Below are 16,294 nucleotides of genomic sequence, written 5' to 3'. Positions count from 1 at the left end.
TGCTTTCGTACTACATCCATTGTAATAATTCATCGGTTATGCGTTTGCTTATGCCCGCAATTGGTTTGCAAACTTCAATTTCAATCAACTTTTCACGAGCCGCTGCATCATATTCGGGATGAGAAAGATACCGGTTGAGCGCTGCAATTAAATCTGTTTCATTTCTTGCGATTTGGGTTGCTTGACAATCTAAAACGGTTTTGATGTGGGCATATTTCAAAAAGCGACTGTCATTGTACAGTCCGTTTGTTTCAGTACCCATTACCGTATTAATTACCGGCTTGCCGAAAAGCATAAAGTCCAAACTCATAGTAGACAACATATTGACATTAATATCGGAATGTTCAATAATTGCCCGTAAATCAAAAATATCTTCAACCGCTGGTATCCGTTGCGACCACATCTGATCATGATTCGAGCGGGTTTGTATCCAATGGGGATAATTCCATCTAATTTCGGGATAGTCCTTCCGAATAGCTTCAAAACGCGTAGGCTCTTCTGCTGGTGAGGTGCGTACTATCAATTGGGCGCTCACGGCTAATTTTTCTTGTCGAATCGCTTCAGCTATCATTTGAATTACAAGTGGGTCATTTCCACCGATTGATTTATCGGCGCAGCTGAAACAGATAATTTTTTTTGACTCATCCAACTGAAATCGATTTAAAAAAGAAGCGCGATCCGTTTGGTATTGGGATAAAAAATAGGGCTCAAATTGAGGTGTACCTACAATTTTCACGCCATCAGGATTGGTATTGGGATAAAATTGAATCAATTCATCTTTCATCAATTGACTCCAAACTAAAAAATAATCAAATGTTCCCAACATTCGCCCTTTGGAAGCCAAATTATCCCAACTAAAAATAAATGAACACGTTGGAATTTTCACGCGTTGGGCAGCATATAAAAATGGTGCTAAATACGACGGCCGTTGGTGAGTAAAAAAGACCAAATTGGGTTGATCTTTTTTTAGGAGTTCAATATACGATCGGGTTATTTTATGCTTTGAAAACGCCAAAAATTGTAACTTTTCAGCAAAAAGTATTGTTGCATTTGAACTGTAAACTCGAGATACTATATAAAAAAACTTAACAATCAAATTCTTCAAACTATTCGACTTTGGATAATTCGTTCGGTTATTATCAGTCATGCCGAAATTGTGTTTGCTTTTTTCCATATGCGCAATTTCTTTCCATTTTCTAAAAATAAAAGAAATCGGTCCTTCATGGTAAACATCCAATTCATGAACCGTTACGTTTGGCCATTGGTCAATAGAATAAATCGAAGCAGGCAAACCAGAATAAATAATAATTTGATCCATTTGAGGAACCGCTTCCTCCATAAAATTACTCATGATAAAGTTGCGGTACCCTACGCCGTCTGTAATTACGATTCCGAGTTTTTTCATTGTGCGAGTTTATGGCGAATTTTAGCAAGAAACTTTTTCCATTTTTGTTGCAATGTAAAGGTACTTTTTTTGAATAAAATAGGCACTGCTGGCCTGGTGGAATTTAAGGTTGGGATTTGATTTAGAAAAGTTTCGATTCGCTCGGTATGCTTTGCATTAATACCATAACTACGAGCATACCAGGTATGGGTTAGCATTTTTTTGCCATTCACATAAATCGAGTTAGCAATTGAATCGGATTCTGTAATTGAATCGAGAAACAAGAACCGATGCCCTTTTCGGCGCAGCCAGAAATAAAAACAATAATACATTTCAAATGTACTTTCCGTATTGTAAGCATACGGTAATTTCGAAATATCATCCTGGAATTCCCCTGGAGTGCAATACTGATGGTTTTGGATTTCCCTTTTATTGTATATTTTTTCAATGGCCTTGAAATTCAATATTGAAAAAAACGTATTGATAACAAAGGGATTATAATTGCGGTGCGCAATTACACCTCCGTCGCGAACGCCACAAACGGTATATTGCTGTTTTTCCATGGTTTCAATTAATGAAAAAACAATATCCGACTGTGTAAAAAGAACGTCTTCATCTGCCATTATTAACCATTCAATTCCTTTTCCTTTTAATTTTTTAAAAAGATAATGTAGGCTATGTATTCCATGCATTCCATTTCGTCCATCAATCACATAGTTTTGGATGCCTTTTGGAAACAAAGGAGAAGATTTTTGATATAATTCAAAATTGATAACTGTAGAAATTAGCGCAATTTTTGATTTATCCATTCTTCACTTTATTATTCATCAAATAATTAGAGGTTTCATTGTTATCCCCTTTATAAATAAAAATCATGTTGTGGTAAAAATGCATCGAGATAATGTGTGCATCATAGTAATTGCGCTGATAATCCGGTATCATATATTCCGAATGATTTAATCCGTCAATTAAAGATTTGAAATATTCATAAATGGTTCCTTTTTGATTGAAATCATTAGAAGTTCCGCCATAATGCTCCCAGTATGAAGTTTGGGTATCCTCAATAACATAGATTCCTCCTTTTTTTAATTTGGGAAATAAAAACTCAAACGTTTGAATCACATGCGCATTAATATGACTTCCATCGTCAATAATCAAATCCAATTCACCGGTATGCGCAATAACTTTTTGCAAAAATTCAAAATCGACTTGACTGCCTTGAAAGATTTTTATTCGGGATTCTTGTTGGGGTGATTTATCATAAATATCGAGCGAAAATATTTTACCCAATGGGAAATATGATTTCCACATCCGAAGCGAATTTCCTCCAGAAAAAGGAGATTCATAGCCCCCTACTCCTATTTCTAACAATTTTACACGCTTAAATCGATAGGGTTTAAAATGCAATTGGTAATGAGGGGTGTAAAAGTGCCCACCCCATTTGTCGGTTTTAAACAATATTGCCCGTTGGGTCAAATTTCCAAAAGCAAAAAAACCCAAAAAAGCTTTCCACTTGTTTTTGATTTTTTGCTTGGTTCTAAAATGAATATTTTTTTTTATTGATTGAATCATTTGACCGAAATTCTAAAGTTATTTCTGAAGTAGAAATAAACTGTTTACCCATTGCCAAATATAAAAACTATTATCATTATTTCCCTTACAATATTGGTCCCAAATGGATAAAACTTGTTTGCGATTGACAAAATCTAATTTTGAAAATTGATGAATCCAATCGTTAAACGCTTCTTGCAGTTGCATACCAATCCACTCACGCTGGGGAGTTTGTAATGCTTTTTTTGGGGCATAAACTATAGTAGAATTGAATTTGTCTTTAACCATTTCGCGCAACAACCATTTTGAGTCGGTTCCATTGTGTTTGAGGGCATCCTCTTGAGCAAAAGCCAATTCGACCAAACGATAATCTAAAAATGGTTCACGCAATTCTACACCGTACATCATGCTTACCCGGTCATTAAACCGAAGGGCGCGTGGTATTTTAGTATACATTAAATCCCGGTATTGGAGGTTTTGCAGTTGACTCTCAAAGGGTTTATCATAAATTTCTATTTGTTTCTGTGCCAATAGTTCAGGGTCGATGCATTCCGGATGCACAGGATTGGTCGTTAATCCTTGTATTAAAAAATTCGAATCCGTAAAATAATAATCGTATCCTGCCCAAGCCTCATCCATTCCTTGACCATCCAACAAAACCGGTATATTTTTCTTTCGGGCAGCTTCAAACAGTAAGCTGTAGGCCAATGTTGGAAAACCTCCAAAAGGCTCATCTTGAAAGTAGCTAACTTTTTGTATTAAATCGGGAACCGCATTAGGAGTAAACAACACCTTATTTAGGTGATATCCAGTATTGGAAATCAAATCTTCAACCCAACTCAATTCATCGTATTTTTGGTCATTACAATAAAAAGTAAAGGCATCTATTTTTTCATGAGAAGGCAAATGGGCATTTACCATAGCCAATAAGATAGATGAATCGAGACCGCCACTGATGTTCATACCAATTGGAACATCAGCGCGAAAACGCAATCGAATGGCATGCAATAAAAGGGCTTCATAGGATTCTTTTAATTCAGTAACTGGTAATTTTGGCGTGTTTTTTATCCGGTCAACAAAATCATACCAAAGCTGTGGTTGTAGTGTGGTGTCTTCGAGCGAAAGAATTGCATAATTACCACCTGGCAACTGTTCAACACCTTTCCAAAACGACTGATTTGGCATTCCGTAGGACCCTTTTTTATAGTAGGCAGCCCATACGGGTTCATTCATAACCTTCGGAACCCCTACATGAAATAACGATTTTATTTCACTTGCAAAATAAAGACTTCCGTTACAAAAGGAATAATACAGTGGTTTGACTCCAAATCGATCACGTGCCAAAAACAGTTCTCGCTTTTCCGTATCCCAAATAGCAATACTAAACATTCCATTTAATTTGGACAACATCGTTACTCCCCACTTTTGGTAAGCTGCAAGCATGACCTCTGAATCTGATGTGGTCGTAAAATGAAAGGAAGTTAGTTCTTTTTGAAGCTCTTTAAAGTTATAAATCTCCCCATTAAAAACCATGATATAGCGGCGGTTATGGCTAAACATCGGTTGGTTAGCGGCTTTAGATAAATCCAAAATACTCAGCCGATTATGACCTAAAGCAATTCCGGGTTGGCACCAATATTCTTCAGCATCGGGACCTCGATGCCGTTGTTTTTCAAGTAACTTTAATACGGTGTTTTCAGAAGCAGCCGCTCCAAGTATTCCGGCAATTCCGCACATTAGCTTTTCAAATTCAATAATTGATGTAACTGTACTGCTTTATCCCAATCAGCCGGGGTGTCAATATTGACAATATATTGGGGATCCGAAAGTACAAAACCTAATTTTTCTCCATAAAACGAACCTTTTTCCAACCATTTTGTTTGCGTTAAATAGACCGCACCATCCCGATAATACGCTTGCGGCAGGTCCTGACGACGTGAAATGATTGTAGATTCTCCAGTAGCAATATGCAATGCACCCTTTTCATCGGCCTCAAAAACCCAATGCGGATTGAACTCATCGGGAACTGGTAGCATACTGATTACGGCGTCCCAATTCTCAATTTTCATTTTCTGAATACAATTGGCAATTAAATTTGGTGCTCGGAACGGCGTGGTAGGTTGCAATAAACAAACGGCATCATAATATTCCCCTCGTTCTTTATAGCTTTCGAGGACATGTTGTACCACTGATATACTTGAGGCAGTATCAGTTGCGAGTGCAGCCGGTCGAATAAACGGTACTTCTGCACCATAATTTCTAGCGATGGCAGCAATAGATTCACAATCGGTTGAAACCATAACTTTAGTAAAAAGTTGTGTTTGCAATGCATGTTCAATCGTGTAAGCCAACAAAGGTTTATCTCCCAATAATTTGGTGTTTTTCCCAGGAACACCTTTGGAACCACTTCGAGCCGGTATTAAAGCTAAAATTGTCATTAATACGCGATTGTTTTGTGAAATTGTAAGGGGACATGAGCCAAAATTGCAGCAATTTTTTTTCCGGCATCACCACCACCATATACATTAGAAGGTATTGGACGTGATTGTGCACCTATATGATGAATGGCTTGAATAATCTCATGCTCATTGTAGCCAACATCGATCACATTATTGCCTCGATCTCGTCTATTTTGACGGGAACCAATATTAATAACCGGTACTCCCATAAAAGCACATTCGCGAATTCCAACACTCGAATTGCCAATTAATCCCTTGGAATTTTGTAAAAGGTTTAGAAAATCCATTCCATCCATATTCTTAAAAAAATGAACGTTTTCTAATTGATTTTTTTCCCGAAAACTTCTTATTCCCGTAGACGTTCCATCGGCTCCAGCATCAACATTAGGCCAAAACCATAAACAAGCACTATCTAATTTAGCAACTGCTTTCAAGGTTTCTTCAATGTGTAACCGAGAATCTTGGTACTCGTTGGTTACTGGATGTTGCATCACAACCCAATAACCCTTAGATAAATCGGGCTGACGTCCAACCCCTCCGTATTTTTGATACGGATCAAATGCAAGTCCGCCCTGCTGGAGTACTTCTTGAGCTAAATCAATAGAAGGACATCCTGTATTAAATACAAATGTTGCATTTTCACCGAGTTTGATTACCCGTTCACGTGCACTTTCTGAGGCCACAAAATGATAATCGGCGAGTTTTGTAATGGAATGACGTACCTTTTCATCAATATTACCCGTAACCTCTCCTCCTTGAATATGCGCTAATGGAATATTCATATAGGACGCTGCAATGGCTGTAGCCATTGTTTCAAATCGGTCGGCAACAGTCACTACAATATCGGGACGTATATTGTCAAAAACAGATGATAATTCTAAAATACCTATGCCAGTTGTTTTGGCAGCTGCAGTTAAATTCTCTCCCTCTAAAACATTAAAAACTTTGGCTGCAATAGAAAAGCCGTCTTTTTCGATATAGTTTACCGCTGAACCATAACGGTCCAATAAGGCAGACGCAGCAATAATTAATTGCAATTCCAAATCGGGATGCTCCTTAAGGGCCTGGAGAAGCGATTTAACTCGGCTGTAAGAAGGTCGGGCAGTAATAACGACAGCTATTTTACGTCTTTTCATTGTATATCTTCATCGGTTAAGAAATCCCATTGCGGTTTGTCAAAAATAAGTTTTTTACCCAAGACCTTTTGAAATTCTTTAGCATCTATTCCGTATCCCATAGGTTTTTTTGCTTCCAAATCCTCAAAAGTCAGCACATGTCCTGCTTTTAAGTCTTTATTGACTGCCAATGATTTTCCAAACATTTTTTTCAACTCATGAAAGGGCGCCCCATCGTTTTTATCAACTGGATTTGCTAGTGCAACTTCTAGTTGCCGTAGGGCTAGTACTAATTCCTTTGTTTCATCAATCGTAAGTGAAGAACTTGAATCGGGACCAAACTGACGTCGGTCAAAAACAACATGAAATTCAAGGATAGATGCCCCCATAGTCACTGCAGCGATACCGGTTGATTTTTGCGCAGAATGATCGGAAAAACCTACAGGAACTTGGTAACGCGCTTTTAACTCTTGAATTACATTTAATCCATATCGATCGGGAGTTGTCGGATATGATGTGGTACATTGAAGCAAGGAAAAATCGGCATTTCGTGCCCGTAAAAAAGCTACAGTTGCATCTAATTCATCCCAATTACTCATGCCCGTTGAGACCAATAAGGGTTTTCCAGTTTGTATAATTTTCTCTAACAACAAATGATTAAAGACTTCACCCGAACCAATTTTATATCTTTTTACGGCTAATGCTTCCAACCAATCCACCGCTTTATTACTAAAAGGAGAGCAAAGAAACTCCATCCCTTTCGCTTCACAATACATTTTTATTTCTTGCCACTGTTCAAATGTAAAACCCATCCGTTGCCAATAGGCATAACGCGTAGCATCTTCTTTTGCAAATTGTACACGAAAAGGTTCGTGAATACTACTTTCGGCGGCAGCAATATGCATTTGAAATTTAACAGCATTTACGCCAGTTTCTGCTAATGCATCAATGTAGGAATAAAGCAAACCCAAACTTCCTTCATGGGCTTGACCTATTTCGGCTATGATAAATACGGAATTACTTTTCATGGTGTTCATCAGTGGGTTTCCAATACAATTGGGTTTCGGGCAACTTAAAATACGTACGGTATTCTTCGTTTAAAAAACGGTTGCTGTTTTTCATCAACTTCCCAAAGTTACGCAATACATCGCATAATGCTTGAAAAATTGCAATGAGTGCTTTCCAATCGCCTTTCTTGATACGTTTTGATAATTGAATCCAAATCGTATACGCTAGTCGGTTAGGTATTATTCGTTTTGGGTAAAATAAAAAATACAAATACCAACCCGATCGCAAACTTCTTCGAAGACGTATATGGTAATCGGCATTTTTTTTACGCGCTAATAAATCCACGCGGTGATTGACCAATACTTCGGGGAAATAATGCACTTGCTTATTGATTTTAAACAAATGATACGATGCAAAATCTTCTTCTCCGTAAAAGAAAAACCATTCGGGATAAGGTGGAATTGTATTCCAATCGGCAACACGCCATACATGAGCGCCCCCAGCAAAACTTTTTACACGATGTGGCTTTTGTTGGGTTTCGGTTGACTCGGGTTCATGAATAGACCAAAAAATGCGAAAACTCAATACGCTGCATTCGGGATGCGCGCGAAAATAGTGTTCGATTTTCTCTAACGGATTTTGGGTAATACAATGCAAATCATCATCCAACGAAATCGCATATTCAGCTTGAGTTGCTGCCATGAGTCGGTTGCGACTAAAAATCAACCCTTGGGTCGTTTCATTGCGCAAGAGCTGGATGGTTGGATAATGGAGTGCTAAATATTCTGAGGTGCCATCAGTTGAGGCATCATCACAAACGATGCACTCTACATCTGGCCGGTCTATCAAATCTCCAATTTTTTGCAACGTAAAAATAAGCGCATCTTTACGATTTTTTGTAGTAAAAAGTACGGCGAATTTTTTCATGTTACAATTCTTGAAGGGCTACCATTTGTGCAAAAGTTGCCGATTTTTGAAGTAATTCCTGATAATTCCCAGAAGCTTCAACCTCTCCATCCTTTAGTAAAACAATGGTATCGGCATGTTTAATTGTGGATAAACGGTGTGCAATAATGATAATGGTAAGTTGACCTTTTAAATTTTCAATACTTTCTTGTATAAATTTTTCGGTTTGAGAATCCAAAGCAGAAGTAGCTTCATCCAAAATAAGTATTTCGATATTTTTATACAATTCTCTAGCAATGGATAAGCGTTGCCGTTGTCCTCCCGACATAACGACCCCGCTGTCGCCTAGTATGGTATCGGCTCCATTTTCACTTCTTTGCATAAACGCTTCCAAATCCACTTTCTTAATTGCTTCATTAAAGCGTTTTACATTGTATTCATTTTTTTCATCCCAAAAGGTAACATTATTAAAAAGGGTATCGTTAAACACAACTGTTTCTTGGGCAATAAATCCGATCTTTTGACGAAATGAAGCCAGATTTATGGTACGTAAAGGTTGGCCATCAACTACAATTTCACCTGTCGAGGGTTTTAATAATCCGCAGATTAAGTTCACGAGTGTAGTTTTTCCCGATCCACTTTTACCTACAATCGCTATAGAATTATTTTTAGGAATCGTTAAATTCACTGCGTTTAAAATCGATTTTCCATTTTGATACGCAAAAGAAACATTTGATAAGGATACGGACTTTTCAAAAGATTGAAAAGAGTTTCCTTGAGTAGATTCTGCATTTGTTTTCAATTCATCCAAAAAGGATTCGTAATGATTAACGGATCCTACATATTTTAGGAATGCAGTCCAACTTTGTTGTACGCTCATTAAACTTCCAAATGCGCGATAAAAGAAGAGTAAAATTACGATAATCGCATTAAACTTTCCCCCTAAAATATTCATTTGAATAAAAATAGCTAGTACAAGAAATAGTACGATTATTGGTTCTCTAAATGCCATTACTTTGGCAGAATTTTTACCTAAAACAACGACCTGTTTTTCAATAGCATTTACTTTATCATTTATTTTTGACAAATAGCGCGCCAATAAAGCCGTTGACTTGAGGTATTTATAATTGCCCGTTTTTTGGAGCACTAATCCTGAAAGCTCATTATTTTGATGGGTAATTTTTAAAGATAAGGTTTCTGAACTTTTATATAGCGACTTAAAAACCCATCGTGATAACCACCCGCCGACAATGACTATTAATGTGAATTTTGGATTGGTTAAAAAAGACAATAACAAATAGACAAAGACAAATATGAGATTTTGAATCACCGAGATATATTGAGCAAATGCATTGTTTACATTTAAAATTTCACCCGTAACCGTGTTTTGAATGGTTCCATAATTAAGGGTAACAAATTTTGCATATTCAACATTGGCAATAGCTTCCAATAAACGGTGGCGAATTCGTTTAATGAAGTATGAAGTGGCTAATACACGATAAAAAACATCGACATACCGAAACAGTGCTTTCAAACTAAAGAAAAAAATCATCAATAGTAAAACTGAATTTACATTAGGTTGCAGACCAATCCATTCGAAAAACCGAATAAAATAGGAAGTTTTTTGACTAACAGAACCGGTATCTTCCCCCGAAGCGATTTGAAAAAGTGGAATAAAAATGGTGAGACTCAACGCATCTATTAAACTGTAGAATACACTTATCAATAGAATCATTATTAATCGTACCTTCAAAATTCGGTAAAAAAAATGCAGATACTTAAACTGAGATTTTAATATTGCCTTGAGTTGATTTCGCATTCTTGAAAATTACACTTCAAATTTAGGAAACATATTTTGATAGTTTTAACACATCCTTAATTTAATTACATTTACAATAAAAATCGCTTTATGTTTTTTTTCAAAAAATCCAAACCAATTCTTTCCGATTTAATACCGGAGCGCTATATAGATATTCATAATCATGTTTTGTATGGATTAGATGATGGTGCTGCAAATGCTGAGGAATCGGAATCGCTGCATGCCCAAATGCATGCAATGGGATTTGAAACGCTTATTATGACACCCCATATTATGAGTCATGTTTGGGAAAATACCCCTAAAACTATTGGTGATCGCTTTAATAATTTAAGTGGGTTACCCCATTTCAAAAATGCATCGGTACGATTTGCGGCTGAATATATGATGGATGATCAATTTCATAAACGCATGTATCAAGAACAATTATTGACTTTAAAAGACAATTTTGTATTGGTAGAAATGTCGTATCAACAAGCCCCCCTCACACTCTATGACATTCTTTTTGAGTTGCAGGTAGAAGGATACCGGCCGGTGTTAGCCCATCCGGAACGGTACAATTTTTTACATGGAAATAGAGAAGCGTATAAAAAGCTGAAACAAGTAGGTTGTTTGTTCCAATTAAATTTAGCAGCCGTTACCGGATATTATGGTTTTGCAGTGACCAAAACTGCCGATTTGTTATTAAAAGAAAACCTCTACGATTTCACGGGAAGCGATATTCACCATCAACGACATCTAGATGCTTTCAAAAATCCAGTCATAATTAAAAATAGAGCCCATTTAAACGGATTGCTGGAAAAAAATGAGTTTTTCCGCTAAATCCCAACGGTTATTTTTTGTCCTTAGGTTTAAAAAACGCGAGTACTTTATCTGTAAATGTTAGTTTCTTCTCTTCAACTCCGTAACCATAACCATAACCATAACCATAACCATAACCATAACCATAACCATAACCATAACCATAACCATAACCATAACCATAGGTTCGTTTAAGTTCTGTATCATTTAAAACGATAGCCATGTTGGGCAATTTACCATCTTTATAAATCGACTCCGCGTAACGCAACATTCGTTTATCCAAATAATTGGCACGCATTACATAGATAAATGCATCTGCATTTTTAGCAATTAAAAAAGTATCGGTAACTAAACTAACCGGTGCTGTATCAACCACAATGTAATCGAATTGTGTTTTTAATTCCGTAAATAGATCGGTTATCTTTTGCGTCATTAATAATTCAACCGGATTGGGCGGAATTACCCCAGATGGTAGCGCATAAAAATGATCGTGCCCTTCAATTCTGACTATATAATCGTTAATATTTTCGCCGGTTTTTGACAAATAATTGGTTAACCCTTTACTTGGCAATTTTACGTATTGATCCAACTTTGGATTACGAATATCCAAACCGATGACTAATACCTTCTTACCTGATAATGCAATAGTCGTTGCTAAATTAATTGCCATAAAAGTTTTACCTTCCTTTGGAATTGAAGATGTAACAAAAATCGTTTTACATTTATCCTCAGGCACATGTGCTAATAAAAACTCAAGATTGGTTCGAATAATCCGAATAGCTTCCGCAGAACTGGAACGGCTTTTTGAATTTATAATTTCTTCGTTATTTTCCGAACGGGGCAAATCACCCAAAAAGGGTATGGAAACATTGTTTTCGACATCCATTCTTGTTTTAATCTTTGTATCCAAGAAAAACCGAATAAACAAGATAGTAAAAGGAAGAATCAAGCCGATCAAAAAAGCTATTATATAAACTAAAAGCGAATTAATGGTAATGGGTCCCGTAGAAAATGCACGGTCAATAATTTTTGCTTTAGGAGAAGTAACCGCTAACGAAATTTCAGTTTCTTCACGTTTTTGAAGAAGGTAAAGATATAATGATTCTTTAATTTTCTGTTGCCGTGCAATTTCATTATAAAATCGATCATTGGAAGGCACTTCATAAATCTTACCTTGAAAGAAATTACTTTGTCCGGAAAGATCATTTTTTTTAATCTTCAAATCCCTTTGATGACTTTGAATACTTCCAACAATATTGGATTTAATTTCATCCAATTCTTTATCGATAACACGTATTTGGGGATTATTTTCTGTTGCAGAGGTTAGCAAAGTTTTTCTATGCAGCTCCATTTCATTATACTTCTCAATACTAGAAACGATAGCTGGTGAAGCAGTAATCACATTAGCGGGTATTAAACTTCCGGGTTTCATTTTTCGAACCTCATTGAGCAAATAATCACTTACTTTTAATTCGGTTTCAATTTGGACCAAAAGTCTATTGTATTCTGACTTAGAATTTAGATTTATTTCTGAATCGGATTCTAAATAGGTAAGTCCACGTTGTTTTTTGAATTGTTCAGCGGTACCTTCAACACCTCCTAACTCTTCAGTAATAATTTCAAGTCTTTTATTAATAAAATTCTTAGTAAACTCAGCAACTTGATTCCGATCTCTAATGGCATCTTCATTGTATTGATCAATTAAGGTGTTTAAGTAATCAATACCTCTATCTTGAACTAAATCATTTACACTTAAATCAATTACGTTGGTCTTATCTTGCGATAAAACTACCAATTTAGAGCGTAGAGCATTGGAAACATTTTCTAAGGTCCCTTTTACGATTAAAAAATTCGCAGTCGTATTTTTTGGTAAAGGATATTTTAATTGAAGTAAAAACGAACCTACAGGTGAGTTAATCACTTGACCAAACCTGTATTTTTTTGGATTATTTATATCTTGAAAACTAATTTCAAATTCGTTATTATTTTGGAGACGCACATGAAGATTCAGTTGTGTTTTGTAATAATTTGCCTTCTTATCTGTAAATACAATTTTTATAGGAGATTCATGATACAACTCTTTTGTCACCACTCTGCCTTCACCAAAATAACTGATATCTAAATCTAGTTTTTTAACGACGTCTTGCGTTATTGCACGCGACTTGAGTATAATTATCTCATTTTCAGTATTGTTTTTTGACGAAAAAATACTAAGATCACTAAATGCTGAAAATTCACTTGCGCCTCCTTTCTTTTCATCTTTAATCAATATTGTAGCATTAACCCCGTAATTGATTACTTTATACCGTAAAAAAATCATGGCAATAGCAATGCAAATAATAACGGAAATTACAAACCATTTCCAATGAAATAAATATTTAAAAACTTCATCCTTAATGTTTCCACTATCGGATGTTGTTTTTTCAGTATTTAAAGGTAAGGGATTTTGCATCATTGGTTAACGATTAAGAAGAATAAGTACCGTGGTTAAAAAGCTGGCTACTGATACAATTAAAGGTAAATTAGGTAATGCACTTGCATCAACTTTTGCTTTGCGTTCTTGAATATAAATCACGTCGTTTTGATCCAAATAGAAATACGGGGAATTTACAACATTTGCATTGGTTATATCAACATTGTTAAAGGTTTTTACCCCTTGATAATCTCGAATGATTAAAATATTATCCCTGCGCCCATAAGGTGTGATATCACCTGAAGCTGCAAGAGCATCCAATAAAGTAACGCGATTGGTTTGAAAATCTTTAATCCCAGGACTTTGGACCGCTCCTAAAACGGAAACTTTAAAATTTAAAATTCTAATATTTATTACTGGATCAACTAGATAAGACTTTAATTTATCATTTAACATTAACTTCAATTGATCAACTGTATAGCCCGCTACCGATAGTTTTCCTAATACTGGAAAATCAATATTTCCTTCACTATCAACCAAATATCCGTTATTTATATTATTAGTATTTGCCGTATTGTTATTTGTATTTGGATTTAAATTAAAGGGTTCTGCTAATTCCTTTTGAAAGGTTGATACTAAAATCGAAATCCGATCGTCTTTTTGGATAATAGGTTCATAGTTTGAAGATGCATTTTTCATATCATACGTTCCTTGAAGTAAATAATACTTCTTTTTTGAAACACATGAAAATTGTGTTAAAGCAATACAAATCAGAAGAATAAGCTTGATTTTAGTTCTCATTTAAATACAATTAAGAAATGCAAAGATAGCATTTGTAGTGGAGTTATTTTATTTTCCAAGTTCTTAACTATCGAGTTCTTCATAAATCGAGTTTTTACTTTTAAAGTCTGGAACCAACTTTTTCATAATGACGACTGTTTCATTGGCATCTCCATTTCGAGCTGCTGCAATTAAGGTTGCTATTTGTTGATTGATTTCTTCAAAATCGGCATAAGTTTCCCTAGCTATCATAATTTTCTCATGATGAGTTGGTAAATTTTTTGCCGAATCATTCAATAGTTCTTCATATAATTTTTCTCCAGGGCGCAATCCTACAATTTTAATCGAAATATCTTTATCAGGAACAAATCCTGCCAAACGAATCATCTTTCTTGCCAAATCAATAATTTTGACTGGTTTACCCATATCAAAAATAAAAATTTCACCACCACTTCCCATTGAACCTGCTTCTAGAACTAATTGACAAGCTTCGGGAATGGTCATAAAATAGCGAATAATTTCGGGATGCGTAATCGTAATTGGACCTCCTTCTTGAATTTGGCGCGTAAACAAGGGAACTACCGAACCGTTGGATCCCAAAACGTTACCAAATCGAGTCGTAATAAAATGCGTAAATTGTTCCGATTGTAATACTTTATGTTTAAAATGCTTTGACTGTACATACATTTCGGCAATACGTTTACTAGCACCCATTACATTACTCGGGTTGACAGCTTTGTCGGTTGATATCATCACAAACCGATCGACATGGTATTTATTGGATAAATCGGCTACGTTTTTTGTCCCTAAAACATTGGTAAATACGGCTTGCGCCGGATTGATTTCCATAAGTGGCACATGCTTGTAGGCTGCTGCATGATAAACAACTTCGGGCACATACGTTTTAAAAACCAATTCCATAAATTGATAATCCCGAACATCGCCAACAATATCTACCATCTCAACATCGGCATTTGTATTGGCTATCGCTAACGATAAATTATGTAATGGCGTCTCCGCTTGATCCAATACAATAATTCGCTTGGGTTGGAAATTCAAAACTTGCCGAACGATTTCACTTCCGATTGAACCTGCTGCACCGGTAACTAATATTGTTTTATTATTTAAATTACTGGATATCAAATGATTGTCAAGGGTAATTGGTGCACGCTCCAATAAATCATGAATTTCAAAATTTTTAATTTTTTTAGAAATCTCACGCGTATCATCCCAATCGGAAACCACCGGTAGTGTATACACCTTAAAACCATACTCAATACATTCATCTACCAAATTAAACTGTTCATCTTTTGTTAAAGATCGGTCGGCAACAATCATCGCTTCGGCTCCTTTTGAACGCAACAAAACAGGAATACTTTTTTTAATTTGAAATATCGGAAGGTTTAGTATGCGCTTGGTAAAATTTTGATTTTCCTTATCGATAAAACCAACAATTGCAAATCGCCCAGGCCGCTCTGATAACAAAGCATTTGCCAAAGCAGTAGCATTGGCATCAGTTCCAAAAATAATTGCTTTTGTTTTGGCATCGGTTGAATTAGAAGTAAAAATTCTATCAAAAACTTGCTTGACAACTAATCGAAAAAAAAACAAAAAACTAAACGATAAAACGGCATTAATAAACGCACCAGTAGTTAAATATACTTTATTTTTAGTAAAAATAACAACGATAAAATTGAATACTAAAATGGCAATAAACGTTGAAAATTGTGCAAAAAACAATTTTAATGCATCTATCAACGAAGAATGCCGAATAATACCTGAATAGGTTCGGTATAACCAAAAGAAAAATACATTAATAATTACATAAAAAACAATTGCGAAAGTAAAATGTTGATCGGGCACATACGATAATCGCAGCCCCTTAAATAAAAAATACGTGAGTATTCCTGAGGCAACTACAATACTTACATCTAAAAGTAAGATGAGCCAACGCGGGAGATAACCTAAGCTTTTGAAATTAAAACCGGTATTGATATCACTGAACGCTTTAAAAAATAAAGCAATGTAGTTATGTTTATCCTGGTCTTTCAATCCTTAAAA

The 16,294-nt window shown here is 35.7% G+C and carries 13 protein-coding genes; 1 reads left to right on the top strand and 12 read right to left on the bottom strand.

Features of this window, described 5'->3' with window-relative positions:
- Positions 1 to 10 precede the first annotated feature (10 nt).
- Genes Q0039_RS09110 through Q0039_RS09070 form a run of 9 tightly spaced genes read right to left on the bottom strand, consistent with a single transcriptional unit; the run spans position 11 to position 10,158 of the window.
- Positions 11 to 1,405, bottom strand: coding sequence for a hypothetical protein (locus Q0039_RS09110; protein ID WP_297511887.1), 1,395 nt, complete (start codon positions 1,403 to 1,405; stop codon positions 11 to 13).
- Positions 1,402 to 2,193: a hypothetical protein gene (locus Q0039_RS09105; protein ID WP_297511885.1), complete on the bottom strand. Its 792-nt coding sequence runs from the start codon at positions 2,191 to 2,193 to the stop codon at positions 1,402 to 1,404. The genes Q0039_RS09110 and Q0039_RS09105 overlap by 4 nt, the downstream gene beginning before the upstream one ends.
- Positions 2,186 to 2,956 carry a class I SAM-dependent methyltransferase gene (locus Q0039_RS09100; protein ID WP_297511883.1) on the bottom strand — a complete coding sequence of 257 codons (771 nt, stop codon included), beginning with the start codon at positions 2,954 to 2,956 and terminating at the stop codon, positions 2,186 to 2,188. The genes Q0039_RS09105 and Q0039_RS09100 overlap by 8 nt, the downstream gene beginning before the upstream one ends.
- Positions 2,957 to 2,974: 18 nt before the next feature.
- Positions 2,975 to 4,672, bottom strand: a complete 1,698-nt coding sequence (gene asnB, locus Q0039_RS09095; protein ID WP_297511881.1) for an asparagine synthase (glutamine-hydrolyzing) — start codon at positions 4,670 to 4,672, stop codon at positions 2,975 to 2,977.
- Entirely contained in the window at positions 4,672 to 5,373 is a 702-nt protein-coding gene (locus tag Q0039_RS09090; protein ID WP_297511879.1) for an acylneuraminate cytidylyltransferase family protein, read from the bottom strand. The genes asnB and Q0039_RS09090 overlap by 1 nt, the downstream gene beginning before the upstream one ends.
- Positions 5,373 to 6,530 carry a UDP-N-acetylglucosamine 2-epimerase gene (neuC, locus tag Q0039_RS09085; protein ID WP_297511878.1) on the bottom strand — a complete coding sequence of 386 codons (1,158 nt, stop codon included), beginning with the start codon at positions 6,528 to 6,530 and terminating at the stop codon, positions 5,373 to 5,375. The genes Q0039_RS09090 and neuC overlap by 1 nt, the downstream gene beginning before the upstream one ends.
- Positions 6,527 to 7,537 carry an N-acetylneuraminate synthase family protein gene (locus tag Q0039_RS09080; protein WP_297511876.1) on the bottom strand — a complete coding sequence of 337 codons (1,011 nt, stop codon included), beginning with the start codon at positions 7,535 to 7,537 and terminating at the stop codon, positions 6,527 to 6,529. The genes neuC and Q0039_RS09080 overlap by 4 nt, the downstream gene beginning before the upstream one ends.
- Positions 7,527 to 8,444: a glycosyltransferase family 2 protein gene (locus Q0039_RS09075; RefSeq protein ID WP_297511874.1), complete on the bottom strand. Its 918-nt coding sequence runs from the start codon at positions 8,442 to 8,444 to the stop codon at positions 7,527 to 7,529. The genes Q0039_RS09080 and Q0039_RS09075 overlap by 11 nt, the downstream gene beginning before the upstream one ends.
- A 1-nt stretch (position 8,445) precedes the next feature.
- Complete coding sequence (locus Q0039_RS09070) at positions 8,446 to 10,158, bottom strand: ABC transporter ATP-binding protein (RefSeq protein WP_297511872.1); 1,713 nt, start codon at positions 10,156 to 10,158, stop codon at positions 8,446 to 8,448.
- A 174-nt stretch (positions 10,159 to 10,332) separates the two neighbouring features.
- On the opposite strand from Q0039_RS09070, the gene Q0039_RS09065 reads away from it, so the two are divergent.
- The gene (locus Q0039_RS09065) at positions 10,333 to 11,061 is read left to right on the top strand and encodes a CpsB/CapC family capsule biosynthesis tyrosine phosphatase (protein WP_297511871.1); all 729 of its coding nucleotides are present in this window, start codon (positions 10,333 to 10,335) and stop codon (positions 11,059 to 11,061) included.
- Between the two features lie 10 nt (positions 11,062 to 11,071).
- Here Q0039_RS09065 and Q0039_RS09060 read toward each other — a convergent pair whose 3' ends face one another.
- The 3 genes from Q0039_RS09060 to Q0039_RS09050 form a co-directional block, all read right to left on the bottom strand.
- Entirely contained in the window at positions 11,072 to 13,495 is a 2,424-nt protein-coding gene (locus tag Q0039_RS09060) for a polysaccharide biosynthesis tyrosine autokinase (protein ID WP_297511869.1), read from the bottom strand.
- Between the two features lie 3 nt (positions 13,496 to 13,498).
- Positions 13,499 to 14,254, bottom strand: coding sequence for a polysaccharide biosynthesis/export family protein (locus Q0039_RS09055; protein ID WP_297511867.1), 756 nt, complete (start codon positions 14,252 to 14,254; stop codon positions 13,499 to 13,501).
- A 63-nt stretch (positions 14,255 to 14,317) separates the two neighbouring features.
- Entirely contained in the window at positions 14,318 to 16,285 is a 1,968-nt protein-coding gene (locus Q0039_RS09050; protein ID WP_297511865.1) for a nucleoside-diphosphate sugar epimerase/dehydratase, read from the bottom strand.
- Positions 16,286 to 16,294: the final 9 nt, after the last annotated feature.

Origin of the sequence: Flavobacterium sp. (genome assembly GCF_027484945.1) — a bacterium.
Classification (GTDB): domain Bacteria; phylum Bacteroidota; class Bacteroidia; order Flavobacteriales; family Flavobacteriaceae; genus Flavobacterium.
The sequence above is the reverse complement of the archived record's forward strand: the minus strand, read 5'-3'. Positions and strand labels throughout refer to the sequence as shown.